Raw genomic sequence first — 25158 nt, 5'->3', positions numbered from 1 at the left:
ATCTCACTCCTTACAGTCGATGAATAGCAATAACTAGACTTTAGACAAACTTTTCTAGAGTCTAGGCAGCGTCTACTTTGTCGACAACCTAGAATAGTACCCATATTGTATAAAAACGGTGTGCAAATTACAATTTATTTGTTTATAAAAGCATAATTGCTCAACCATTGGCCTATTATAATAACATATTCCCTCAATACTCTCTATAAAAACTACTTATAGTCGCAGTTTTTCGATGAAATACATTTTTACATGCAAAAAGCCACAGTACTTTTGCACTGCAGCCTCTCACATTTATTTTGTTGAATCAAAAATCTTATAAGTCTACCATGCGTTGCGCTTCTTGTAATTGGAACGTACGCACTTTTCTTGGTAAGAAACGACGAATTTCATCTTCGTTATAACCAACTTGTAAACGTTTTTCATCTAAGATAATCGGACGGCGTAATAAGCCTGGGTTATCTTGAATAATTGTATATAATTCTTGTAGTGGTAATGAATCAATGTCCACGTTTAGTTTTTGATATGTTTTAGAACGAGTTGAAATAATTTCGTCTGTTCCGTCTTCTGTCATTTTTAAGATTTGTTTAATTTCATCAATTGTTAAATGTTCTGAAAAAATGTTACGCTCCGTATACGGAATGTCATGTTCTTGTAACCATGCTTTCGCTTTACGGCAAGATGTGCAGCTTGGTGATGTGAATAGTGTTACCATACATCTCACTCTCCTATTTATCATGAATTAAAATTCATTGATTTTATTGATTTCAGTTAAGGAATTTAGCTGAAAATAAAACGTAGTACTCATCTATGTCCAAATAACTTTTGTTACCTTCAACTTAAACTTTGTCTACACGTTAAAATTTCCTTCTCTTAACTCTATGATTAAAGTATACCCTTTCAACATTAAAATTAAATGAGAAAACAGGGATTATTTATAGAAAATTTAAAACATACCGAAATTTTGAGATTGAGGGGCTAAAATGACGATAACTTCTCAATCTTCAACATATAAAATGCCACACGGGTATTAGGTTAAAAATTTAACTACACCTATATTTTAACACACATTACAAATATTTAAAATACTGCTATAATGAAACCATTACTATATTACGTAAGAAAGTGGGCATCTTAAATGGAAACTCTATTTTCAGGAATTCAACCAAGTGGAATTCCAACATTAGGCAACTACATCGGTGCACTTAAACAATTCAGTGAAGTCCAAGATGATTATAATTGTTTCTTCTGCATCGTAGATCAACATGCGATTACAGTACCACAGGACAGACTGAAATTGCGTGAGCGCATTCGTCAATTAGCCGCAATTTACTTAGCATCAGGAATCGATCCAGAAAAATCAACATTATTTATTCAATCAGAGGTTCCTGCACATGTTCAAGCAGGATGGATGCTGACAACTATTTCTTCTGTAGGCGAATTAGAACGTATGACGCAATTTAAAGATAAATCATCTAAACAATCAGAAGGCATTCCTGCTGGTCTTTTAACTTATCCGCCACTTATGGCAGCAGACATCGTACTTTATAATACGAATATCGTACCTGTCGGCGAAGACCAAAAACAACATCTTGAGTTAACTAGAAACCTTGTAGACCGCTTCAACAGCCGCTACAATGATATCTTAGTTAAACCAGAAGTACGTATGCCGAAAATCGGCGGTCGTGTGATGAGCCTTCAAGACCCTACTAAAAAAATGAGTAAAAGTGACGATAACACAAAAAACTACATTTCTTTATTAGATGATCCAAATGCAGCAGCTAAAAAAATTAAAAGTGCTGTCACTGACTCAGATGGCATCATTAAATATGACAAAGACAAAAAACCAGGTATCAGCAACCTCTTATCAATTTATTCAAGTCTAACTGACGAATCATTCTCAGACCTTGAAAAACGATATGAAGGTAAAGGTTATGGCGACTTTAAAGGTGATTTAGCAGAAGTTGTTAAAAACTTCTTAATCGAATTCCAAGAACGCTATAACGACTACTACCATTCAGATAAATTAGATGAAGTCTTAGACCTTGGTCGAGACAAAGCGATTAAAGCATCATCACGCACATTACAAAAAATGGAAAATGCGATGGGCTTAGGTCGTAAACGCAAAAGATAATTACAACCTATTCAACAAGTACTCTTTATTGAGTGCTTGTTTTTTATTGCATCAGAAAAGCACCATTACTTATAGTAACAGTGCTTCACTTGAACTTTATTCAATTCATTATTTCAATTCAACTTTATCTAAACTATAGTCAGGACCAACTTGGTGATTTTCTAATCCTTTAACATTTGTTCTTAAAAGTTGCGCTAAACCACGTTGATACAATGGTACTACGTTGCCGCTTTCTAACACTTTATCCTCTGCTTGTTGTAACGTTTTTAAACGTTCTGCAGGGTTTTTAAGTGCTGCATCAGAGTTAGCTTGTTCTAATAAGCTATCGTACTCATCATTGCTGTAACCAGTTTGGTTATGAGGGCTGTCTTTTTTGAATAAATCTAAGAATGTTGTTGGATCTGGATAGTCAGGTGCCCAACCAGCATATGAAATGTCATAGTTTTTCTCAGATTCTACTTTTAATTTTTGTTTGAATGGTAATTGTTTGATTTTTAAAGTCACACCAGGTAAATTTTTCTCGATTTGTGCTTTCATGAATTCTGTTTCAGTAATCGCATTATCTTTGTCGTATGTTAAGAATTCGATTTCGAATTTATCTTTACCTAATTCTTTTTTAGCTTTTTCATAATAAGCTTTTGCTTCTTTAGCATCATAGCTTAATGATGATTTAACACCATCAGTATAATCACGGCCATCTTCTTTAACAATACCTTTGGCTGTTAATTTATCAGTTGCTGCAGAACCGTTATTTAATAATTTTTTAACAAATGTTTCTCTATCAATTGATTTCGCAATGGCTTTTCTTAAGTTTTCATTTGCTAAATCTTTGTTTTTAGTTTCATTTACTCTTAAGAAGAAGACTGCTGACTCAGGTGTTGTTTTATAGTTTTTGTTGCCATTATATTTTTTGATGTTTTCTGGTGTTAAACTTCTTACATAATCTAAGTCTTTAGACTCAAACATATTCACTGCTGTTTGTGCTTCTTTAACAACTTTGTAGTGAACTTTTTCTAACTTGATTTTGTCTTTATTGTAGTACTTATCATTTTTAACTAAGTCCCAAGAATCTTCATTTTTCCAGTTTTCTAATTTGAATGGACCGTTGAAGATTACATCTTTGTCAGTTGTACCATATTTTTTCTCATGGTCTTTGACGAATTTTTCATTTTGAGGTAAATAGCTGCCGAATGCTAATAAAGCTTTCATATATGGTAAGTCTTTCACCAATTCAATTTTCAATGTGTGTTTATCTACAGCTTGAACACCAAGTTCTTCAACTTTTTTCTTACCTTCTGTAATTTCTTTAGCATTTTTAATGTTTTCAAACATGTATGCATATTCAGCTGCTGTATCTTTATTTACAGTTCTGCGCCATGAGTACACGAAGTCATCTGCTGTAACAGGATCTCCATTTGACCATTTCGCATCATCACGAAGTTTAATTGTCCAAGTTTTACCGTCATCTGATTTTTGTGGTTCACCTTTCGCAAGTGCAGGAACGATTTCATCCCCTTTACCTACTTTATAAAGACCTTCGTAAATTTGTTCGAATTGCGTAAATGCTACGGCGTCAGTTGCTTTTGAAGGGTCTAAAGTCGGGATATCTGCAGATTCCGCGATCTTTAATGTCTTATCGTCCTTCCCTGCGTTACCTCCGCCACTAGAACAAGCTGTCAATACTAGAAGTGATGACAGGATACCAGTAGCTAACTTAGCTTTCTTATTCATGTTGTTTCCTTCTTTCTGATGTAATTTATATTAATGAATTAATATACTAGAGTTGTTGAGCTAATGCTTTAGCTTTTTCTTCTGTACAATAAACAAAATGTTTCTCAGTAATTTCATATAGCTTCAAATCTTCAGAACGTTTAAAACCAATATTGCTGTCATCTTCAGGATGATATTCAATAATTTGTCTTTGACGCTCAATATTCGGATTCGAAATTGGAATTGCTGACAATAAAGATTTAGTGTAAGGGTGCAGTGGGTTTTGGTAGATTTCCTCTACATCTCCAAGTTCAACAATTTTACCTTTATACATAACACCAATACGATCTGAAATGTATTTCACCATCGATAAATCATGTGCAATAAATAAAATTGTCAAACCCATGCTTTCTTGAAGTTCTTGAAGCAAGTTGACTACTTGCGCTTGAATAGAAACGTCTAAAGCTGAAATCGGTTCATCCGCAATGATCACTTTAGGATTTACCGCAAGTGCACGTGCTATACCTATACGTTGACGTTGACCGCCCGAAAATTCATGCGGATAGCGATACGCACTCTCTTTGTTCAATCCTACTAATTCAAGTAGTTCAAAGACACGTTGTTTTCTTTCTTCTTTGGATTGATGCAACTTTTGAACATCTAAGCCCTCTGAAATAATATCGATAATTTTAAATCTCGGATTCAAAGAAGCATAAGGATCTTGGAAAATCATTTGCACGTTCTGCGTAAATGCTAATTTCTCTTTTCGGGATTTGATTTTTTGCGAATCTTTGCCTTCAAAGATAATTTCACCATCTGTTGCTTGATAAAGATGCATGATGGTTCTGCCCAACGTTGATTTACCACAACCGGATTCTCCAACAAGCCCGAATGTCTCACCTTTAAATACGGTTAAACTGACATCATCTACTGCTCTGACTTCATTTGGCTTTCCGATGTTGAAATATTTTTTGACATGTTTCACTTCTAAAATAGGTTCTGTCATGCTTTGCTTTCCTCCTCTACTTGAAGAAGTAAAGGTTGTTCAAAAGTTTCTTCTTCAAACTCTTCATTCAATGCTTTAACCGCTTCAGGAACTTCAAATGCTGGGGTTGCTTCATGATACAACCATGATTTAGCATAGTGCGTCTTACTAAATTGATATGTCGGCGGTGCTTGTTCAAAGTCAATATCCATCGCATAATCACTTCGTCTCGCAAATGCATCTCCTACTGGCGGGAACATTAAATCTGGCGGTGAACCTGGTATCGATGCCAATTTAACAGATTTATCTGTTTCTAAATGCGGCATTGAACCTAATAATCCCCATGTATATGGATGTTTAGGATCATAGAAAATTTCATTTACTGTACCGTATTCTACAATTTCACCTGCATACATTACGGCTACTTTATCCGCCACATTCGCTACAACACCTAAATCATGCGTAATAAAAATGATAGATGTTTTATATGCTTTTTGTAACCCTTTAAACAGTTCCAATATTTTTGCTTGAACCGATACATCTAGCGCCGTTGTCGGTTCATCCGCAATAATAATTTTAGGGTCTAAAATCAATGCCATCGCAATGACGATACGTTGACGTTGTCCACCTGAAAATTGATGCGGATAATAATTGAATCGTTTCTCTGCATTTGGGACTCCCACGCTCTCAAGTACTTTAATGGCCTCTTGTTTCGCTTCACTGTGCCCTATCCCTTTATGCACTTTTAATAATTCGGTAATTTGTTTTCCGATTTTCATTGTTGGATTCAATGCAGTCATTGGATCTTGGAAGATCATGGAAATTTCTTTCCCTCTAATGGATTGCAGTTCTTTATTTGATAAATCAACTAAATTTTTATTTTCGAAAAGTACACTGCCTGCTTTGATTTTAGCGATTCTAGGCGGCAACAATTTAGTAATAGCTTTCGTTAATACTGATTTACCAGAACCTGATTCACCTACGATTGCTAAAGTTTCCCCTTCTTCTAAATCTAAACTCACATTACGAACAGCTTGAACGACACCATTGTCTAAATGAAAATCTATATATAAATTCTTAATTTCTAATATCTTACTCATATGTTACACTCCTGATGTTTATTCTGATTTAGGATCAAATGCATCTCTAATGCCGTCGCTAAACAAATAGAAACAAAGTATTAGTAAACTTAAAACAATCGCCGGAATAAACAATTGATACGGGAACGTTAATAAGAACTTTCTGCCGGTGTTTACAAGAGAACCTAAAGAAGCTTGTGGTGCCGGAATACCGAGACCAATAAAGCTTAAAAAGGCTTCAAAGAAAATTGCACTCGGTACTGTGAACATAGATGTTACAATAATTGCACCCGTAGCATTCGGTAAAATATGTTTGAAAATGATTTTTAAATTAGAAACACCTAAAGAACGTGCTGCTAATACAAATTCTTCATTTTTCAATTTCATAAATTGACCACGGGTAATACGGCTCATCCCAATCCAACCTGTGACACTCATCGCTAAAATGATTGTCCAAATCGAAGGTTCAAATATCAATACAAATAAAATCAAGACAATCAAGTTAGGAATAGAACTTAAGATTTCAATCAAACGCTGTAAGAACAAGTCTGTTTTACCACCGATATAACCCGATATTGCACCATAAGTTACACCGATAGTGACATCCATAAAGGCAGCGACTAAACCGATAAAGATTGAAATTTGTGTTCCTTTCCATGTTCTCGTCCAAATATCACGGCCTAAATTATCTGTACCGAACCAGTGATACTTTTCAACATGCTGCTCAGCATATAAATCTCTGCCGCTGGCATCCTTGCCATCAAATGGCAGAAACGACACTTTATCTAACCCTTGAATTTTAGGTGGTAAATTGGCACTATTCGTATCTTGTTCGTAATACGTATAAGAACTTACTAATGGCCCTATTAAAGCAAATAATACAATGATAACTAAACCAATCATGCCATAAAACGCAGCTTTGTTTTTACGGATTTGCAGCCAAATATGTTTGGCTGTTGAATGATATTCTCTTTCATTCTTCTCTATATCGTTCACATCAATAGATCTGAATCTGAACTTTGATAAATCAACACGCTTTTGTTCATTTGATGACTGAGTCTCTGATGATAATTGCGTCATGATTCTTTGCCTCCTTGTGTTCTGATTCGTGGATCGATAATGCCGTAAAGAATATCTACAACAAAAATGGACACAACAAATAAGAAACTAAATAATAAGGTTAATGCCATAATCACTGGATAATCATTTGTTTGAATAGATCTTACAAACTGATCACCAATTCCTGGAATCGCAAAAATGGTTTCAATAGTAAGTGTTCCTGTTAAAACACTCGCTAACATTGGAATAGCAACTGTTACAAGCGGTATTAAAGTGTTGCGTAATGCATGTACAAATAAAATTCTCGACTCTGACAACCCTTTTGCTCTTGCTAATAAAATATAATCAGAACTCAAAACTTCAATCATTTCCGATCTGATATACCGTGCAATAACTGCTATCAATCCTAGTCCTAATGATGCAGTAGGTAATACAGCAGATTCTAATGATGTCCATCCACTTACTGGGAAGATGGCTAATTTTACTGCTAAGAAATATTGAAGTAAAACGGCAAGTACAAAGGCAGGAACTGAAATCGCAAATACTGTAATCACAGTAGATGTATAATCAATCCATGTATTTTTCTTGAATGCCGAAATTAATCCGAATAAGATACCGAAGATCACAGCAACAATCATCGCGTATAAGCCAATTTCCATTGAAGGACCTAAACGCGGTTGGATAAGTGTCCAAACCTCTTTATTGTCATATTGGAACGACACCCCGAAATCTCCTCTGATTACTTTTCCTAAGTAATGTACATATTGAACAGGTAAACTATCGTTCAAACCATATTTTTCATTAATGATGGCCTTCTGCGCAGCACTCAACTTCTCATCGTTAAATGGAGAACCCGGCATCAGTTTCATCAAGAAAAATGTGATAGACATAATTAAAAAAAGCGTGATGGCCATAAAGCCGATTCTTTGTAGTATATACTTAATCATGTTGTTCACTCTTTCGCTTTTATTTTCTGAATCTTTTGATATGCGTATTATACCCACTTTCTTGGTTTAGCGCAATAAAGATTTTTATTTCATTGGTAATAAAAATACACTATAATATTTTTATATCATATTTGAGAGGTGTCTTGGTTTTGCATCTAAATATCTATAAAATTTCAATTTCCGTTATTTTTATCGGATATATTTTGATTAGCTTGTTTGTGTACTTTAATGAATCTCTGAATTCTTTTTTATTCTTAGCTTCGTTTTTATTATTCGCTTTGCTTATTATAAAACCCTTGGTTTTCAACGGTTCACTTCATCTGTTTAAATACGTTTTTAGTCGCTTTAATTCAAAACTTAATAAAAAGAAACAATCAGAAACTACCGATTCATTGTTTCATCACTACAAAAAAGCTGCTCAAGTTAAACAGGTGAGTTATTTTTGGATTTTCCTCTCACTGAGTTGGTTTGTGGCTACAATTTTAATCGCTCTTTATCATTCACATTGATATTAGACTCATTAGAACAACTGATATAACATATTGGGCAATCTAAATTTACATACCTCTATTAACTTAAATGTTATATAATAACGATATAAAATGAATAGAGGTGTAGCACATGCTTTCTACAATCATAAGAACAGTCGCTTGTATCGCAGCAACAATTTATGTGGGATTTAGTCTTTTTGTGCATTATGATATGGTCATTAATACCATTTTATTTATCGGCTCTTTTGTAGTCTTCGCTTTCTTTGTAGGCATTTCACTTATTAAGAATGGCAACCTTCCTTTCTTTCATACTGCACAAAAACGTGCCGAAGCTATCGGTACGAACTATTTTTGGATTTATGCGAGTTTAACGTTTTATATCGGTACAATTTTCATTGCGGTTTTCCATGCGCTCTAATTAAAATAGCACCCGTACAATTTTGTACAGGTGCCATTTTTATCACTTTTGTTTTCAATTATTGATAGATTTTACTACCTTGTTCTACGAAATCTTTGGCTTTTTCTTTCATCGCATCTTGTCTTTCTTGCTCATCAAAATGATGTTGACGTAAATCATGAGAAATACGCATTGAACAGAATTTAGGTCCGCACATACTACAGAAGTGTGCAACTTTTGCTGACTCTTTCGGTAATGTTTCATCATGATATTCACGTGCACGTTCTGGGTCTAATGATAAGTTGAATTGATCAATCCAACGGAATTCAAAGCGTGCTTTACTAATCGCATCATCACGTTCAGAAGCCCCTTTCAAACCTTTAGCTAAATCTGCCGCATGTGCCGCAATTTTATAAGTGATAACCCCTTCGCGCACATCATCTTTATTCGGTAAACCAAGATGTTCTTTTGGTGTTACATAACAAAGCATTGCAGTACCATAACTCGCGATTTGTGCTGCACCAATCGCAGAAGTAATGTGATCATAAGCAGGTGCGATATCTGTTGTTAATGGTCCTAATGTATAGAATGGTGCTTCTTTACAATAGAAATCTGCTAAATCTTGGTTTTCTTTAATTTTATGCATTGGAATGTGTCCAGGACCTTCAATCATTACTTGAACATCATGTTTCCAAGCAATATCTGTTAATTCACCTAATGTTTTTAATTCTGAAATTTGGCTTTCATCATTCGCATCATAAATAGAGCCTGGTCTTAAGCCATCTCCTAAAGAGACTGCGATATCATAACGATTTAAGATGTCACAAATATCATCGAAGTGTTCATATAAGAAGCTTTCTTCATGATGGGCTAAACACCATTGTGCCATGATAGAACCGCCACGAGAAACAATACCTGTTAAACGATCGACTGTTAACGGTACATAGCGAAGTAAGACACCCGCATGAATCGTAAAGTAGTCAACACCTTGTTCTGCTTGTTCAATTAAAGTGTCGCGATAAATTTCCCAAGTTAAGTCTTCCGCAATACCATTCACTTTTTCTAGCGCTTGATAAATAGGTACTGTTCCTACAGGCACTGGTGAGTTTCTTAATAAATATTCACGTGTGGCATGAATGTTTTTACCTGTAGATAAATCCATAATCGTATCTGCACCCCAGTGTGTCGCCCATACTAATTTTTCAATTTCAGCTTCAATCGACGATGACACTGCAGAGTTACCGATATTGGCATTAATTTTAACTTGGAAATTTTTACCAATAATCATCGGTTCAGATTCAGGATGGTTTACGTTATTTGGGATAATTGCACGCCCTCTCGCAATTTCATCTCTGACAAATTCTGGTTCTACCCCTTCACGTGCTGCCACAAATTTCATTTCTTTAGTGACAATACCTTGTTTTGCATAATACATTTGTGTCACACGTTTACCTGCTTGTGCACGTTTTGGTTGATATTTAAATGGTGTTTCCACAAATTTATGATGTCCTTCTTTTTTAAAGCCATTATCAATCGATTGTACTTTTCGACCTTCATACGCTTCAACATCTTCACGTGCATCAATCCAGTTAGAACGTAATTTCGGAATACCTTTTTGGACATCCACTTCATAACCTTCTTCATGATAGACACCTGCTGTATCATACACTGTGATAGGTTCGTTCTTTTGTGTATTATAATCTGTTACTGTATCGCTGAGTTCAATTTCACGAAACGGCACACGAATATCTTCATCTGCCCCTTGTTTAAAGACACGTCTGCTTGCTGGAAAACCTTTTTTCAATTCAATTTCTTCTTGTTTCATAAAATATATCCTCCCTGCTTCAATGCTAGGAGTCCAAAAAAGTCCAAGACAAATAAGAAAAACGCATTCATAATTTTATGAATGCGTAAGGATTTATACATCTATGAACAAGGATAAACATAAACTATTTATCCAACGTCATATTGAATTTCTATTTCTTCATCATCTATGTACGCTTCCCTACGCTAGTACTAACTAGATCAGGTTCAAAGGGTTGATGGTATATCTTTCAGCCATTTCGGCACCCCTAGCAATGAGTTATTTAATTTACAGTTTTATACTAACATTCAACTATCTATTATACAAGTCAATATGCGGTATCATATCATTAAAGCCATCGTTAAATTATGAAGACAAGTGCTTTCTCATTCGATTTAATGTCACTGTTGAAGCTTTTGTCTCTCCTACTTTTTCATATCCTAATTTTTGATATAAAGCATTCGCTTTATAATTAACTTGATTGACAGTAAGTGAGATTTTATCATAACCTGCTGCTTTCGCTTCATTCTCCGCTTCTTCCAACAATGCCTGTCCAACACCTCTTCGCTGAAACTCTGGTGACACTGATAACATACTGATATGATATTCATCTTGTTCACCTTCCTGCATGCGAATCAATGACAAGATAGAAGGAGAATAATTTAATAGATGCGGGAATACAAAAATATGTTTGATTGCGGCAATTTGAATGACTGTCGGAATCAAACTACGTTCTAATTCACGATAAGGCATGCATGTGATAAGTCCTGCCACTTCTCCATCAATGGTTGCCTGAAGTGTATGTTCATAACTAAATCGATTTTTCTTCTTACGATACATTTTCTGCATATAATGGACAATCAGCCTTTCATTTTCACTGCCAAGCATCGCATGGCACATCTCACCAATCGCAACATAGCTCAAATGTCCTGCATTTTGAAAGTCTCTTGAAGCCTTACTGATTTGAATAGTTTGATCCACGTTTAAGTCTCCTTTATCTTTCTATTGTTTTGGTGCAAGTTGTCTTACTGTATTCATTCTCAATTTATGATTGGGAATTGGCATATGCAACATCCATTCATCAATCATCTTTAATCTATTAATCGCATCTAGCTTACTTAAGACTTCTTCCTTATTTCCACTAATAATATGCATACGCTTTTCTGTCACTTCAAACGTTTCATCACTTTGTGCTAAAAAGTCTTCTACTTGTGCTTTCGTATTTAAAACCGTTCGTCTGCCATCTTTTGAAATTAATTCATAATGACGTTGCGAAAATCTAAATGGCAGTTTATTATGACCTTCTGTTGTCACCATGGCAGGGATACTCACGATAAAACGGCCTTCTGGGAAACGAGACTTATACGCTTCTAAAGCTTCTTCCAGTGCTTCTTGTTTTGCGTTAATAAAGAATGCATAAATCACGCCAACTTTTGCTTCTGCGGCTTGAATCACTGAGTTTAAACTTGTCCCAAGCAAATAAATCGGCACACGAGGTTGCGTGCTTTGACGTTTTGCGGTTTTTAACCCTGCATACGGAGAGGAAGCATCAAAGTTTTGTTCATTTAAGCGATTTAAAATGTTGAATTTGTCATCAAATGAAAAATAATTTTCCTTTAACTCTTCTTTTAGAATTCCAGTCACTTTAGGAAAACCGCCAGGTGCTTTACCTACTGCTAAATCCACCCGATGCTCAGATAATTCATCTATCAAGTGAAATTGTTCAATCACTTTTAATGGATGATAATGCTGCAACATGACACCGCCAGAACCAATCCGCAAATTTTTCGTTTGATTTAATAGATGCATCGTTAAAATTTCTGGTGAGGTCCCAATGACATCTTTTAAATTATGATGTTCTGCGACTAAGTAGCGAGTGTAACCTAATTGATCTGCAAGTTGTGCAAGTTCTATCGTTTGTTTTAAAGCTTCTTGTGACGTTTGATTTTTAGTTATGGGCGTTTGGTCTAGTATACTGACCGGCAACATATAACCCTCTCCTATTCTCATCTCTCTCACTTGTCATGCTAGGGTTTCGCACGCACAAAGTCAAAGACTACGATTGAAGCATAAAGAAAAACACGGCCAAAACTGACCGTGTTTCAATATTTAAATCCCCTTATTTTGTGAAAAACTATCCCTTTGTTTATTACTCTTTATCTTTCTTTTTCTTACCTGTTTCTCTGTCGATACTCTTATCGATATAAGCGTGTTTTAAGGTCGTTTCACCACCGATTTGATGATAAACAATCCCTTTAAGTTGTGGGTTACGTAAGCTGGCAGCACCTTGTTGATAAATCGGTGCAACAGGCGCATCACCTAACATCAACTCTTCTGCTTCTCTTAATTTATCAATACGTTTGTCTGGTTGTTTCAGTAATGGGCCATTCGCCTCTTTCAACATATTGTCGAATTCTTTACTACTCCAGTCTGTATTGTTTTGCGCATTATCAGTTGTCATCGTATCTAAGAATGTCATTGGGTCTGGATAGTCAGGACCCCAACCTGATAATGACATAGAGTAGTTCATCGTTAACTCAGCTGTAACACGCTGTTTGAATGGTAATTGTTTAATATTAACTGTCACACCTGGCAAGTTCTTTTCAATTTGCGATTTAATAAATTGCGCTGAAATTTTAGAACTTGGTGTATCTTCAGTATTTAATGTAAATGTGAATTCTTGTTTGCCTAACGCTTTTTTCGCTTTTTCAAGATGTGCTTTTGCTTCTTTAGGATTATATTCAAGCGGTGATTTTACTGTTGTCGCATAATCTTTCCCATCTTCAAGACGTGCTGTCTTTTTGGCAGTAAAGCCATCAAACGGCTTAGAACCGTCTCCTAAGACATTATCCACATAAGCTTTTTTATTCACAGATTGTGCAATCGCATAACGCATATCTTTATTTTTAAATTCTTTTTGTTCTTTTTCATTCATTTTCAGGAAGAACGTAGATGCTTTTAAGCGTTTAAAGAGTGCTGGGCTGTCTTTATATTTCTCAACTTGTTCTGAAGTAATACCTGTATTATCTACAGAACCTGTGTCATATAACGATGCACCTGCTTGTTGGTCTTTTAAAATCTTATAGCTGATTTTATCAAGCTTAACTGCTTTTTTATCCCAATATTTTGGGTTCTTTTTCATTAAGATTTTGTCTTCGACTTTCCAGTCTGTTAATTCAAACGGCCCATTATAAACCGCTTTATCAGCTGTTGTACCATATTGTTTGCCATACTTTTTCGCAACTTTTTCATTTTGCGGCATGTATGTACCGAATGCGAGCATTTGGTCGAAATATGGTAATGGTTTTGTTAGTTCGATTTGAATTTTATGGTCACCTAAAGCTTTTACGCCCAATTTATCTGGAGACATCTTGCCTTCATTAATCTTTTGCGCGTTCTTTAAGTCATACATAATATAAGCATATTCAGATGCTGTTTCAGGTTTTAGTGCTTTTTTCCAAGCGAAGACAAAGTCATGTGCAGTGACTGGGTCTCCATTAGACCATTTCGCATCTTTTCTCATTTCAATTGTCAAAGTTTTACCGCCGTTACTTTTCTTCGGCATTTTTTTAGCAATTGCTGGAACGGCTTGGTCTTTTTCATCTAATGAATATAGGCCTTCATAGACTTGGTTATACACATTAAATGAAACTGTATCTGTCGCAAGCACTGAATCTAACGTACTCATATCTTGTGCTAATACTGAACGATAAACTTGCCCTTTATCATCATAAATACCGCCGCCTTGACTGCACCCACTGAGTATGAGGGCTGCTGCAGCAAGCATCATGGCTAATGAAATTAATTTTTTCTTCATCGCTTTATCCCCCTTACACTGTTTGTTGTAATCTTTGTTTTAATTCTTGTGCTTCCTCATCTGTCACGAAGACATAATGTCCTGGCTTAATTTCTTGTAATGAACGTTCAGGATTCTTTTCTGCATCCTCTTTATAGACAATACGCGTTCTTGTACGTTCACTTTCAGGATCTGGTTGAGGTACTGCCGATAGCAAAGATTGTGTGTAAGGATGTAATGGATGATTATAAATTTCATCTGATGTCCCTAATTCTACAATTTTACCGAAATGCATCACTGCGATTCTATCTGAAATATATTTCACCATAGATAAATCATGGGCGATGAATAAGAACGTGATGCCTTTTTCTCGCTGAAGTTTCAACAATAAGTTGACCACTTGCGCTTGAATTGAAACGTCTAGTGCTGAAATCGGTTCATCTGCGATGATGAATTCTGGTTCTACCGCCAATGCACGCGCAATACCGATACGTTGCCTTTGACCGCCAGAGAACTCATGCGGATAACGATTCGCATGTTCTTTATTCAAACCAACTGTTTCTAATAAATCATAGACACGCTTTTTACGATCTTTGGTATTTTTAGCCAACTTATGAATATCGATTCCCTCTGCGATGATATCCATGACTTTTAACCTTGGATTCAATGAAGCGTATGGATCTTGGAAAATCATTTGGATTTTCTTATTGAACTTCAACATATCTTTACGCTTTGTAATATCTTGGATATTAACCCCTTCGTAGTAAACTTCTCCATCCGTCGCATCATTCAACTTAATTAACGCTTTCCCAGTTGTTGACTTACCGCAACCAGATTCTCCAACTAAGCCAAACGTTTCCCCTTTGAAGATTTTAAATGAGATGCCTTCAACGGCACGTACTTCATTACGTTTGCCTACATTGAAATATTGTTTTAAGTTGTTGACCTCAAGCAGCACCTCTTGTGAGGGTGCTTGATGACGTTGTTCTGCTGTTTCCCTTTGTTCTTGTTCAATCTGTTTTTGTTGTGCTAGAGCTTCATTAGATTCAGTAAATTTTTGTTCGTGATTATCCTTCATTGAACGCCACCCCCTCTTGTCGTTGTGGTTTATCAAACTTATTCGCCATCTTTCTTTGACGCTGTTTCACAAGCTCTGGCGGTTCCACTTTTGGTGCACGTTCATCTAACAACCATGACTTCACAAAGTGTGTCGGTGAAACTTTAAACCATGGCGGTTCTTCTTCAAAGTCGATATCTAACGCGTATTGGCTACGCGGCGCAAATGCATCGCCTTTTGGCGGATGCAACAAGTCAGGCGGTGTACCTGGAATGGCAGTCAACTCAATATCGTTGCCTGTTTCTAAGTCTGGCATTGATGATAATAAGCCCCAAGTATAAGGATGTTGAGGATCATAGAATATTTCGTCAATTTCTCCTCTTTCAATCATTTGTCCGCCATACATAACCGCAACACGGTCAGCAATATTTGCGACAACGCCTAAGTCATGGGTAATGAAAATAATCGATGTATCAATTTTTTGTTGCAGACTTTTCATCAAGTCTAAAATTTGTGCTTGCATCGTTACATCAAGTGCCGTTGTCGGCTCATCTGCGATTAAAACTTTCGGTTCACATGCAAGTGCTGTCGCAATGACAATACGTTGTCTTTGCCCGCCTGAGAATTGGTGAGGATAAGCTTTGAAGCGTTGTTTCGCATTCGGTAAGCCCACCATCTCTAAAATCTCTAATGCACGTTTTTTTGCTTGTGATTTGCTATAGTTGCGGTGCTTAATTAACGGTTCCATGACCTGTTTGCCGATTTGCATCGTTGGATTTAATGATGTCATCGGATCTTGGAAAATCATCGAGATATCTTTACCTCTTAATTTAATCAAGTCTTTTTCAGGCTTTTGCGCTAAATCTTCACCAAGGAATAAGATTTCCCCTTTTTTAATGCGGCCTGCATCACCTTGGAAGAGTTTTGTCAGTGCTTTCGTTGTCACTGATTTACCAGAACCTGATTCACCAACAATCGCAAGGGTTTCTCCCTTTCTCAAATAAAAGTCTACACCACGTACTGCTTGCACTTCTCCAGCATCAATATCAAAGGAGACATGCAAGTTGTTTACTTCTAATATTTTATCTGACATCCTGTTTGCCTCCCTTATTTACGCATTTTCGGATCGAATGCATCACGTAATCCATCACTGAATAAGTAGAAGAATAAAATCAATAAACTTAAAATCAATGCTGGAATAAATAATTCATGCGGATGAATCAATAACATCGCGCGTCCGTCGTTTACTAATGAACCAAGTGACGTTTTTGGTGCCGGTACACCGATACCGATGAAGCTTAAGAAGGCTTCGAAGAAGATTGCACTTGGTACTGTGAACATTGAAGTTACAACGATAGCACCTAATGTATTCGGTAAAATATGACGGAAAATCAATTTCCCTTTAGAAGCCCCTAATGTACGTGAAGCTAATACGAATTCTTGTCCTTTTAATTTCAAGAATTCCCCACGTACCACACGGCTCATCCCAATCCATCCTGTGATTGCCATTGCTAAAATGATTGTCCAGATTGACGGTTCAAAAATCAGAACGAATAAAATCACGACAATCAAGTTTGGAATAGAAGCGATGATTTCTATAATCCGCTGCATGACGTCATCAGTACGTCCGCCGAAGAATCCGGATATCGCACCATAAACCACACCGATAAAGATATCTAATGCGGCTGCGACAACCCCGATGAATAATGATACTTGTGCACCTTGCCAAGTACGTGACCATAAATCACGGCCTAATTGGTCTGTCCCAAACCAGAAGTTCTCTTTCACACCTGCTTCTTTATAAGCATCTTTGCCGTCTGCACCTACACCGTCAAACGGTAAGAAAGGCACTTTGTCTAGCACAGGTATTTTCGCTGGCAAGTTTCTGCGGTCTACATCTTGTTCAGCATAGTCATGACTGCTGATTAATGGCCCGACCAATGCCATGATGATAATTAAAATAAGTCCAATCATCCCGATAACAGCCAATTTGTTACGTCTTAATTGGCTCCATGCATCTTGCCAGAAGTTCTTACTTTCACGTTGAATTTCTGGTTCTTTATGAATATCTTGTTCAACCAAGATAAAGTCTGGCGCATTCTCGCCATCCGTTGTATGTGTGAGTGTTGCATTGGAAGGATCTCCATGCATTGGATGTTTTTTGTCTTCTGCCATTATTTCTTACCTCCTTGTATCCTAATACGCGGATCGATAATGCCGTATAAAATATCTACGATGAAAATCGATACGATAAATAACGTACTGAATAAAAGTGTGGTTGCCATAATGACAGAGAAGTCATTCGTTTGAATCGATCTTACGAACTGATCCCCTAGTCCTGGAACCCCGAAGATATTCTCGATTGTAAGTGTCCCTGTTAAAATACCAGCTAACATCGGTACGATGATTGTGATAACTGGAATTAACGCATTTCGTAATGCGTGGCCGAATAACACACGCATCATTGAATTCCCTTTGGCTCTCGCAAGTAAAATGTAATCAGAACTCAGCACTTCGATCATTTCCGCTCGTATGTATCGTGCGACTGTCGCAAGTACGCCTGCTGAAAGTGCGAGTGATGGCAGTATAGCTGTTGAAATACCTTCCCAACCTGCTACTGGGAACCATCTTAATCTTACTGAGAACACATATTGTAATAATACTGCTAATACGAATGATGGTACGGATACAGCGATAACTGAAATAACTGTCGCTGAGTAATCCACCCACGTATTTTGTTTTGTTGCTGCTGCAACCCCCAAAATCAATCCTAAAACAATCCCGATGACCATCGCCGCAAGTCCCATTTCAATCGACGGAATCAAACGAGGTTGAATTAAATCCCATACAGGTTGGTTATGATATTGGAATGAAACCCCAAAATCCCCAGTGACTACGTTCTTTAAGTAATGCACATATTGTACAATGACTGGATCATTCAAACCGTAGGTCTCGTTCAAAATCTCCTTTTGATCTGCGCTTAACTTTGCATCATTAAATGGTGAACCTGGCATCAATTTCATTAAGAAGAAAGTGATAGTCATAATGATGAACAAAGATATAAGCATGTACCCAAAACGCTTGAGTATATATCTAAGCATTGACAATCCCCCTTATAGATTCAAATTAAACATTCCCTTCTAATTATCAGAAATATTTTAATATTAGTATATCGGTACTTTACATTTAAAATCAACACAATTTTTTGAATAATTTAAATGTTATAACAAAATGTTCCGTCACACATGTGTAACAAATATAGCAATATCAATAGGTTTCATACTTTTTCTATCTTGTATTTCTATGAAAAAATCTTTATAGTTATTACTAAATAAATAACATGAAATTTCTTTATAAATTTAATGAATCGAGGGATTATTGAGATATGGGCAGACATTTTCAATGGATTTTTTGGGCAATCTTTTCACCTGTTTTAAGTTTGATTATTTGGTTATTTCGCGCACATACGTGGCCCGAATTCATCGACATCTTATTCATTGTTAGTATGATATTATTTATCGTCGGCTTCGTTTTCGTCTTAGTTCAAGACGGTATCTTTGATGCGACAAGTTACGGTTTCAGACGCTTACGCTACCAAATGTCTAGCGCCAAACATCGTAAAGCACACGTAGATGATGAATTTATCAACCCAAAACAAGCAAAAAGAGAGTTCTACATTGTGGAACGTTGGACGATCTATTTGACTGTTGTCAATGTGATTTATGTCATTTTATGTTTGCTGGCAATCTTTACCTTTTAACTGAAAAAAAGCGGCTAAGTGAAATCACTTTTCCGCTTTTTTATGATGGATTGTATGCATTACTTCCTATTTAATTGTCTACTCGAGAAACACAAATGAAATTTACCACATCATATATAGGATAGATAAGATTCAAAAGTTCATCCGCAATCAATCAGTTTAAACATCACTTTTTCTCCTCTTTTTTAATATTTTTACTAAATCAAATACTTGCTTATTAGTATTTACAGCGAAATATAGAAAAGATTCGCGTTTGTTTCATACAAAATATCTCAATAAATTAAATTTAATCACAAATCTATTTTGGTATTTTTATAATGAATAGCCCTATCAAAAATACAATTGTCTTTTTCAGACGAACAAAAAACCAGATGTCTGAACTCTGAATTCAGGGTTCAAACATCTGGTTTATTTTATAAATTTTAAAAATTAGTCTTCAAATTTTTTCAATACTAATACTGCGTTATGACCACCGAAACCTAAACTGTTACTCATCGCATATGTGATTTCTAGATCTTGCGCTTCATTTGGCACAAAGTCTAAATCACATTCAGGATCTGGTGTCACAGCATGGATAGTTGGCGCAACTTTACTATCACGGATAGAAAGTGCTGAGAAGATAGCTTCTAAACCACCTGTTGCACCTAACAAGTGACCTGTCATTGATTTCGTTGAGCTGACTTTCAAGTTTTTAGCCGCTTCACCGAATGTATTTTTAATCGCAAGGACTTCGTTTAAATCACCTACTGGCGTACTTGTACCATGTGCGTTTAAGTATTGAACATCTTTCGGTTCGATACCTGCATCATCCATCGCAGCTTTCATTGCGCGAGAACCGCCTTCACCTTCAGGTGCTGGCGCAGTAATATGATACGCATCACCTGTTGAACCATAACCAACGATTTCCGCATAAATGTTTGCACCACGTGCTTGTGCTGCTTCTAATGATTCAAGTACTAAGATACCTGCACCTTCACCCATTACGAAGCCATCACGGCCTTCTTGGAATGGACGACATGCTGTTTCTTTGTCATTGTTTGTAGATAATGCACGGCTTGCGCTGAATCCAGCAATTGCCATATGCGTAATCGGTGCTTCACTACCACCTGTAACCATCGCATCTGCATCACCGCGTTGGATAATTTTGAATGCTTCACCAATTGAGTTTGTACCTGTTGCACAAGCTGTGACTGTTGAACCGTTTGGTCCTTTAGCACCTAAATCAATTGATACTTGGCCTGTTGCCATATCAGGAATCAACATTGGTACGAAGAACGGGCTGACACGGCGTGGTCCGCGGTTTAATAATTGGCTGTGTGCCACTTCGAAAGTTTCCATGCCGCCGATACCTGAACCAATCCATACACCGATTCTGTCAGCTGTTTTATCATTAATATCCAATTTCGCATCTTGTACCGCTTCACGTGCCGCTACTACCGCATATTGCGTGAAACGATCCATGCGACGTGCTTCTTTTTTATCGATATAATCTTCAATATTAAAGTCTTTTAATTCTCCGCCTAAATGAACATTGTAATCAGATGTGTCAATACGAGTAATCTCATCAATTCCGTTAACACCTTTTAAGGCGTTTTCCCATGACGTATTTGCATCATTTCCCAATGGAGATAATGCGCCAATTCCTGTAATTACAACGCGTTGATCTTTGCTCATACCTTATCCTCCTATTTTCCCCATCTTAATGTAATTGCGCCCCAAGTCAGGCCGCCGCCGAAACCGACTAGCACTAAGACATCACCGTCTTTAATTCTGCCGTTTTCGAGTTCTTGACCAATACTTAACGGAATAGAAGCCGCTGAAGTATTGCCGAATCTATCTACTGATACACTCATTTTTTCTTTCGGAATGCCTAAGCGTTCACGCGCTGATTCCATGATTCTGATATTTGCTTGATGTGGCACGAACATGTCTACATCATCTGCAGTTAAACCGGCTTTATCTACAACATTACGAGAAGCTTCTCCCATAATACGTACCGCAAATTTAAATACTTCACGGCCATTCATAAAGATTTTGCCGTTATCATGATTCAAGTATAAATACTTGCCGCCGCTGCCATCAGAACCCATTTCATAGCTTAAAATACCATGACCTTCAGATACTTCGCCAATTACAGCAGCACCTGCACCATCACCAAATAAAATAGCAGTCGAACGATCTGTTAAATCAGTGATTTTAGAAAGTTTATCTACACCGACTACTAAAATATTTTGATAGTCACCTGACTGTATGTACTGTTTGGCAGTAATCAAGGAATACATAAATCCTGAACATGCTGCTAATTGATCCATTGTCGCTACTTTCCCTAAACCTAAACGGTCTTGCAGCATATTGGCTACAGTTGGGAAAGGAAAATCTCCTGTTGATGTTGCAACGATTACCATATCTATTTCTTCAGGTTTAATGCCTGCATCTTCAATTGCTTTGATACTTGCTTCATATGCAAGATCAGATGTTTCTTCATCTTCGCCTGCCCATCTACGTTCTTTGATTCCTGTCATTTTTGAAATCCATTCATCAGACGTTTCTAAAAAAGATTCAAAATAGGCATTGTCTACTACTTTTTCTGGAACGTAAGTTCCAAAACCTTTAATACCCACATTCATGGTTTTACACCTTCTTAAAAATAATTTTAATACCAGGTATTAATTTATCATATTCTACTTTTTGAATACAAGTGCTTTATTCGTATCTATCATGGCATTGCTTACACTATTATAATATTTGAGAGCGCTTATCACAATCAATCCGATGTCTTTCAACTGTCTACATATACGCGTTTATGTCGAATTTCTTGATTTCACTATACAAAGCAAACACTCTATTTTATAATTGAATTAAAGTTGAAATATGGAGGCACAACAGATGAAATACATTATGGTACTATTCTGGTCTGTTTTGCTGCTTCAAATGGTTAACTTTGTATTAAACAGTTTAGCCGGCGGCGGAACATTAGATATGGTTCTTCCATTAGTGATGGCAGTACTTTTCACACTTGCTATCGTTGCTTTAGACGCACTAATGAAACCTATTAAGCCATCTGCTGCAGAAGAAGACAGCAAACAATAACAGCCCGCATTTCGCATCCAGCACCCTTGCTGGATTTTCTTATGTATCAAAACAGCCGTATCGCAATGATACGGCTGTTTCTTTATATCTATTTCCTTTTTATCTATGAATCTATTTAGGCTTAAAATTATATTTGTGCTTTTTCTACATCAAATTGTAAGCCATCTTCACCTAAGTCAACTTTAATCGTTGTACCTTCAGGTAATGATTCTTTAATCATCATACGCGCTAATGGTGTTTCAATTTGTCGTTGTACAAAACGTTTTAATGGGCGCGCACCAAATTGTGGTTCATACGCTTCTTCACCCAACCATTTTTTCGCTGCTTCTGATACTTCAATTGAAATACGTTGATCTAATAAACGGATATTCAATTCTGCAAGGATTTTTTCTACAATCATGCTCATATCATTTACAGATAATGGACGGAACAATACAATGTCATCCATACGGTTCAAGATTTCAGGTTTGAAGAATTGATTTAAATTATTCATAACTGCTTTTTCAGTTTCTTCACTGATAACACCTGTTTCTTTTACTTGTTCAAGTAAAATTTGTGAACCGATGTTGCTTGTCATAATGATAATAGTATTTTTGAAGTCGACATTACGTCCTTTAGAGTCTGTTAAGTGACCTTCATCTAACAATTGAAGTAAGACGTTGAAAACATCAGAATGTGCTTTCTCTACTTCATCTAATAAGATAACTGAATAAGGATTGCGACGTACTGCTTCTGTTAATTGGCCGCCTTCGTCATGACCAACATAACCTGGAGGTGCTCCGATTAAACGAGAGACAGAGTGTTTTTCCATATACTCACTCATGTCGATACGAATCATATGTTTTTCTGAATCAAATAAGCTGGAAGCTAAAGCTTTCGCAAGTTCTGTTTTACCGACACCAGTAGGTCCTAAGAATAAGAAGCTTCCGATTGGGCGATTAGGGTCTTTAATTCCTGCACGTGCTCTGATGACCGCATCTGCTACTAAATCTACAGCTTTATCTTGTCCGACAACACGTTCATGCAAGATGTCGTTGAGATGCAATAATTTGTCACGTTCACTTTCAACTAGTTTGGTAACTGGGATACCTGTCCATTGACTCACAATATCTCCAATTTCTTCATCTGTGACAATTTCACGGATAATACGTTCTTCATCGCCTGTTTGATCATCTTGGAATGCATCTTCTAATTCACGTAATTCTTTTTCTAATTGAGGAATTTTACCGTGTTGTAATTCTGCTGCTCTTTCTAAGTTATAGTTATTTTCAGCATCTTCTAAGGCTTTACGGCTTTCATCTAATTCCGCACGTTTTTCTTGTAGTTTCGCAATTTTTTCTTTTTCTTGTTCTACACGAGATTGAAGTGCCGCTTGTTTTTCTTTTTCATTTGAAAGTTCTTCTTGAAGTTCTTTCAAACGTTGTTGGCTGACACTGTCTGATTCATGTTGTAACGCATTCTCTTCAATTTCTAACTGCATCACACGACGATTGACTTGGTCTAATTCAGTTGGATTAGAACCCATTTCTGTACGAATAGTCGCACATGCTTGGTCGACTAAGTCAATGGCTTTATCTGGTAAGAAACGGTCTGTGATATAGCGGTCAGATAATTCAGCTGCAGCCACTAAGGCACGATCTTGGATACGTACACCATGATAAACTTCATAACGTTCTTTCAAGCCACGTAAAATTGAAATCGTATCTTCAACATCTGGTTCTGAGACATTTACTTTTTGGAAACGACGTTCTAAGGCAGAATCTTTCTCAATATATTCACGATATTCATTTAATGTTGTAGCACCGATACAATGTAGTTCACCACGTGCTAACATAGGTTTCAACATGTTGCCTGCGTCCATCGCACCATCTGTTTTACCGGCACCGACTAACATATGCAATTCGTCGATAAAGAGAATAATACGACCGTCTGCATCTTTTACTTCTTTTAACACTGCTTTCAAGCGTTCTTCGAATTCACCGCGATATTTCGCGCCGGCTACTAAGGCACTTAAGTCTAATTCGAAAATTGTTTTATCTAATAAGGATTCCGGCACGTCTTTTTTCACAATACGTTGTGCTAATCCTTCAACAATGGCTGTTTTACCTACACCGGGTTCCCCGATTAAGACTGGGTTGTTTTTCGTTTTACGACTTAAAATACGAATCGTATTACGAATTTCTTCATCTCGTCCAATAACTGGATCCATATTACCTTGTCGGACTTCTTCTACTAAATCACGACCATATTTTTCAAGTGCTTCATAGTTTGCTTCTGGATTTTGTGATGTCACGTGATTTCCTCCTCTGATCTTCTTGATAATTTCTTTAACCACTTCTGATTTATTGCCGACATATGATTGGGTTGTATCGTCAACTTCCATGGCAGCTAATAAGACATGCTCCATTGAGACAAATTCGTCATCATAGTCTTTCATAATTGTTTCTGCTTTATTAAAGAGTGTGTTTGTTTCATTACCGATATATTGACCATATTGAATGTTGTCGCCTTTTACTGTCGCATGGCGTGTTAATTTAGATTCATATGCTTCAGCTAAAGCTGCTGTATCAATATTGGCACGTTCTAAAACACTTTTGAATAAACTTTCATTTCCTTTTAAGGCAGCTAATAACACTGCTTCTATTTCCACATTTTGTTGTTCGTATTCTTGTGCAAGTTGAATCGCTTGTTGCAGCGCTTCTTGCACGGCATAGGTCATCTTATTTGCATCCATTCTCTTCACCTCTGTTACTCAGTATGCTTACAAGTCCTCTTGACTTTGACTTTCTTTGACCTTATACATAGTATAGAACATCAACCCTTGATAGTTCAACTTATAACGCTTGGTT

The 25158-nt window shown here is 36.6% G+C and carries 21 protein-coding genes and 1 riboswitch; of the genes, 4 read left to right on the top strand and 17 right to left on the bottom strand.

Translation table 11 applies throughout. The features are described 5' to 3' along the window. Positions 1-316: 316 nt before the first annotated feature. On the bottom strand, positions 317-715 hold the full coding sequence (gene spxA / locus ACFCT9_RS00445; RefSeq protein ID WP_002481951.1) for a transcriptional regulator SpxA: 399 nt from the start codon (positions 713-715) through the stop codon (positions 317-319). A gap of 423 nt (positions 716-1138) precedes the next feature. On the opposite strand from spxA, the gene trpS reads away from it, so the two are divergent. Continuing rightward, positions 1139-2134 carry a tryptophan--tRNA ligase gene (trpS, locus tag ACFCT9_RS00440; RefSeq protein ID WP_412519915.1) on the top strand — a complete coding sequence of 332 codons (996 nt, stop codon included), beginning with the start codon at positions 1139-1141 and terminating at the stop codon, positions 2132-2134. 108 nt (positions 2135-2242) lie between these two features. On the opposite strand, the gene ACFCT9_RS00435 is transcribed toward trpS, so the two are convergent. The 5 genes from ACFCT9_RS00435 to opp3b (ACFCT9_RS00415) are packed head-to-tail and all read right to left on the bottom strand — an operon-like array spanning position 2243 to position 7914. After that, entirely contained in the window at positions 2243-3865 is a 1623-nt protein-coding gene (locus ACFCT9_RS00435; RefSeq protein WP_412519913.1) for a peptide ABC transporter substrate-binding protein, read from the bottom strand. 46 nt (positions 3866-3911) lie between these two features. Further along, positions 3912-4850, bottom strand: coding sequence for an ABC transporter ATP-binding protein (locus tag ACFCT9_RS00430; RefSeq protein WP_412519911.1), 939 nt, complete (start codon positions 4848-4850; stop codon positions 3912-3914). Next, on the bottom strand, positions 4847-5929 hold the full coding sequence (locus ACFCT9_RS00425) for an ABC transporter ATP-binding protein (protein WP_412519909.1): 1083 nt from the start codon (positions 5927-5929) through the stop codon (positions 4847-4849). Before ACFCT9_RS00425 ends, ACFCT9_RS00430 begins: the two co-directional genes overlap by 4 nt. Before the next feature lie 18 nt (positions 5930-5947). After that, positions 5948-6988: an oligopeptide ABC transporter permease gene (gene opp3C, locus ACFCT9_RS00420; protein ID WP_412519908.1), complete on the bottom strand. Its 1041-nt coding sequence runs from the start codon at positions 6986-6988 to the stop codon at positions 5948-5950. Next, complete coding sequence (gene opp3b / locus ACFCT9_RS00415) at positions 6985-7914, bottom strand: oligopeptide ABC transporter permease (protein WP_412519906.1); 930 nt, start codon at positions 7912-7914, stop codon at positions 6985-6987. Before opp3b (ACFCT9_RS00415) ends, opp3C (ACFCT9_RS00420) begins: the two co-directional genes overlap by 4 nt. A gap of 621 nt (positions 7915-8535) precedes the next feature. Between opp3b (ACFCT9_RS00415) and ACFCT9_RS00410 the strand changes: the two genes are divergently transcribed. After that, the gene (locus tag ACFCT9_RS00410; protein WP_412519904.1) at positions 8536-8823 is read left to right on the top strand and encodes a hypothetical protein; all 288 of its coding nucleotides are present in this window, start codon (positions 8536-8538) and stop codon (positions 8821-8823) included. Positions 8824-8881: 58 nt separating this feature from the next. On the opposite strand, the gene thiC is transcribed toward ACFCT9_RS00410, so the two are convergent. The 8 genes from thiC to opp3b (ACFCT9_RS00370) form a co-directional block, all read right to left on the bottom strand. Then, complete coding sequence (thiC, locus tag ACFCT9_RS00405; protein ID WP_412519902.1) at positions 8882-10627, bottom strand: phosphomethylpyrimidine synthase ThiC; 1746 nt, start codon at positions 10625-10627, stop codon at positions 8882-8884. A 160-nt stretch (positions 10628-10787) separates the two neighbouring features. Then, a riboswitch (TPP riboswitch) is annotated at positions 10788-10886 on the bottom strand. Positions 10887-10972: 86 nt separating this feature from the next. After that, positions 10973-11587 carry a GNAT family N-acetyltransferase gene (locus ACFCT9_RS00400; RefSeq protein ID WP_412519901.1) on the bottom strand — a complete coding sequence of 205 codons (615 nt, stop codon included), beginning with the start codon at positions 11585-11587 and terminating at the stop codon, positions 10973-10975. Positions 11588-11608: 21 nt separating this feature from the next. After that, positions 11609-12595, bottom strand: coding sequence for an MsnO8 family LLM class oxidoreductase (locus tag ACFCT9_RS00395; protein WP_412519899.1), 987 nt, complete (start codon positions 12593-12595; stop codon positions 11609-11611). Positions 12596-12755: 160 nt separating this feature from the next. Then, entirely contained in the window at positions 12756-14423 is a 1668-nt protein-coding gene (locus tag ACFCT9_RS00390) for a peptide ABC transporter substrate-binding protein (protein WP_412519897.1), read from the bottom strand. Positions 14424-14436: 13 nt separating this feature from the next. After that, positions 14437-15480 carry an ABC transporter ATP-binding protein gene (locus ACFCT9_RS00385; protein WP_412519896.1) on the bottom strand — a complete coding sequence of 348 codons (1044 nt, stop codon included), beginning with the start codon at positions 15478-15480 and terminating at the stop codon, positions 14437-14439. Beyond that, positions 15470-16552, bottom strand: coding sequence for an ABC transporter ATP-binding protein (locus ACFCT9_RS00380; RefSeq protein ID WP_412519895.1), 1083 nt, complete (start codon positions 16550-16552; stop codon positions 15470-15472). Before ACFCT9_RS00380 ends, ACFCT9_RS00385 begins: the two co-directional genes overlap by 11 nt. 14 nt (positions 16553-16566) lie before the next feature. Further along, positions 16567-17634: an oligopeptide ABC transporter permease gene (opp3C, locus tag ACFCT9_RS00375; RefSeq protein ID WP_412519893.1), complete on the bottom strand. Its 1068-nt coding sequence runs from the start codon at positions 17632-17634 to the stop codon at positions 16567-16569. Further along, a complete protein-coding gene (gene opp3b / locus ACFCT9_RS00370; protein WP_412519891.1) occupies positions 17634-18560 on the bottom strand; it encodes an oligopeptide ABC transporter permease in 927 nt (308 codons plus the stop codon). Before opp3b (ACFCT9_RS00370) ends, opp3C (ACFCT9_RS00375) begins: the two co-directional genes overlap by 1 nt. A 284-nt stretch (positions 18561-18844) precedes the next feature. On the opposite strand from opp3b (ACFCT9_RS00370), the gene ACFCT9_RS00365 reads away from it, so the two are divergent. Then, positions 18845-19219 (top strand): DUF3899 domain-containing protein, encoded by a 375-nt coding sequence (locus tag ACFCT9_RS00365; protein WP_412519889.1) that lies wholly within the window; start codon positions 18845-18847, stop codon positions 19217-19219. Between the two features lie 429 nt (positions 19220-19648). Here ACFCT9_RS00365 and fabF read toward each other — a convergent pair whose 3' ends face one another. Next, on the bottom strand, positions 19649-20893 hold the full coding sequence (gene fabF, locus ACFCT9_RS00360; RefSeq protein ID WP_412519887.1) for a beta-ketoacyl-ACP synthase II: 1245 nt from the start codon (positions 20891-20893) through the stop codon (positions 19649-19651). 11 nt (positions 20894-20904) lie between these two features. Next, positions 20905-21846, bottom strand: a complete 942-nt coding sequence (locus ACFCT9_RS00355) for a beta-ketoacyl-ACP synthase III (RefSeq protein WP_412519885.1) — start codon at positions 21844-21846, stop codon at positions 20905-20907. Between the two features lie 259 nt (positions 21847-22105). Here ACFCT9_RS00355 and ACFCT9_RS00350 point away from each other — a divergent pair, with 259 nt between their 5' ends. Then, on the top strand, positions 22106-22309 hold the full coding sequence (locus tag ACFCT9_RS00350; RefSeq protein ID WP_412519884.1) for a YjzD family protein: 204 nt from the start codon (positions 22106-22108) through the stop codon (positions 22307-22309). A gap of 127 nt (positions 22310-22436) precedes the next feature. On the opposite strand, the gene clpB is transcribed toward ACFCT9_RS00350, so the two are convergent. Continuing rightward, positions 22437-25043, bottom strand: coding sequence for an ATP-dependent chaperone ClpB (gene clpB, locus ACFCT9_RS00345; RefSeq protein WP_412519882.1), 2607 nt, complete (start codon positions 25041-25043; stop codon positions 22437-22439). Positions 25044-25158 lie beyond the last annotated feature (115 nt).

The sequence above is a fragment of the Staphylococcus simulans genome, from assembly GCF_047037175.1.
Lineage (GTDB): Bacteria > Bacillota > Bacilli > Staphylococcales > Staphylococcaceae > Staphylococcus > Staphylococcus simulans_C.
Note: the sequence above shows the minus strand (reverse complement) of the source record. Positions and strands in the feature narration are given on the sequence as shown.

Excerpts from the sequence above, each read along its gene's own strand:
- spxA (WP_002481951.1), bottom strand. The coding sequence starts at position 715 with ATGGTAACACTATTCACATCACCAAGCTGCACATCTTGCCGTAAAGCG.
- trpS (WP_412519915.1), top strand. The coding sequence starts at position 1,139 with ATGGAAACTCTATTTTCAGGAATTCAACCAAGTGGAATTCCAACATTA.
- ACFCT9_RS00435 (WP_412519913.1), bottom strand. The coding sequence starts at position 3,865 with ATGAATAAGAAAGCTAAGTTAGCTACTGGTATCCTGTCATCACTTCTA.
- ACFCT9_RS00430 (WP_412519911.1), bottom strand. The coding sequence starts at position 4,850 with ATGACAGAACCTATTTTAGAAGTGAAACATGTCAAAAAATATTTCAAC.
- ACFCT9_RS00425 (WP_412519909.1), bottom strand. The coding sequence starts at position 5,929 with ATGAGTAAGATATTAGAAATTAAGAATTTATATATAGATTTTCATTTA.
- opp3C (WP_412519908.1), bottom strand. The coding sequence starts at position 6,988 with ATGACGCAATTATCATCAGAGACTCAGTCATCAAATGAACAAAAGCGT.
- opp3b (WP_412519906.1), bottom strand. The coding sequence starts at position 7,914 with ATGATTAAGTATATACTACAAAGAATCGGCTTTATGGCCATCACGCTT.
- ACFCT9_RS00410 (WP_412519904.1), top strand. The coding sequence starts at position 8,536 with ATGCTTTCTACAATCATAAGAACAGTCGCTTGTATCGCAGCAACAATT.
- thiC (WP_412519902.1), bottom strand. The coding sequence starts at position 10,627 with ATGAAACAAGAAGAAATTGAATTGAAAAAAGGTTTTCCAGCAAGCAGA.
- ACFCT9_RS00395 (WP_412519899.1), bottom strand. The coding sequence starts at position 12,595 with ATGTTGCCGGTCAGTATACTAGACCAAACGCCCATAACTAAAAATCAA.
- ACFCT9_RS00390 (WP_412519897.1), bottom strand. The coding sequence starts at position 14,423 with ATGAAGAAAAAATTAATTTCATTAGCCATGATGCTTGCTGCAGCAGCC.
- ACFCT9_RS00385 (WP_412519896.1), bottom strand. The coding sequence starts at position 15,480 with ATGAAGGATAATCACGAACAAAAATTTACTGAATCTAATGAAGCTCTA.
- ACFCT9_RS00380 (WP_412519895.1), bottom strand. The coding sequence starts at position 16,552 with ATGTCAGATAAAATATTAGAAGTAAACAACTTGCATGTCTCCTTTGAT.
- opp3C (WP_412519893.1), bottom strand. The coding sequence starts at position 17,634 with ATGGCAGAAGACAAAAAACATCCAATGCATGGAGATCCTTCCAATGCA.
- opp3b (WP_412519891.1), bottom strand. The coding sequence starts at position 18,560 with ATGCTTAGATATATACTCAAGCGTTTTGGGTACATGCTTATATCTTTG.
- ACFCT9_RS00365 (WP_412519889.1), top strand. The coding sequence starts at position 18,845 with ATGGGCAGACATTTTCAATGGATTTTTTGGGCAATCTTTTCACCTGTT.
- fabF (WP_412519887.1), bottom strand. The coding sequence starts at position 20,893 with ATGAGCAAAGATCAACGCGTTGTAATTACAGGAATTGGCGCATTATCT.
- ACFCT9_RS00355 (WP_412519885.1), bottom strand. The coding sequence starts at position 21,846 with ATGAATGTGGGTATTAAAGGTTTTGGAACTTACGTTCCAGAAAAAGTA.
- ACFCT9_RS00350 (WP_412519884.1), top strand. The coding sequence starts at position 22,106 with ATGAAATACATTATGGTACTATTCTGGTCTGTTTTGCTGCTTCAAATG.
- clpB (WP_412519882.1), bottom strand. The coding sequence starts at position 25,043 with ATGGATGCAAATAAGATGACCTATGCCGTGCAAGAAGCGCTGCAACAA.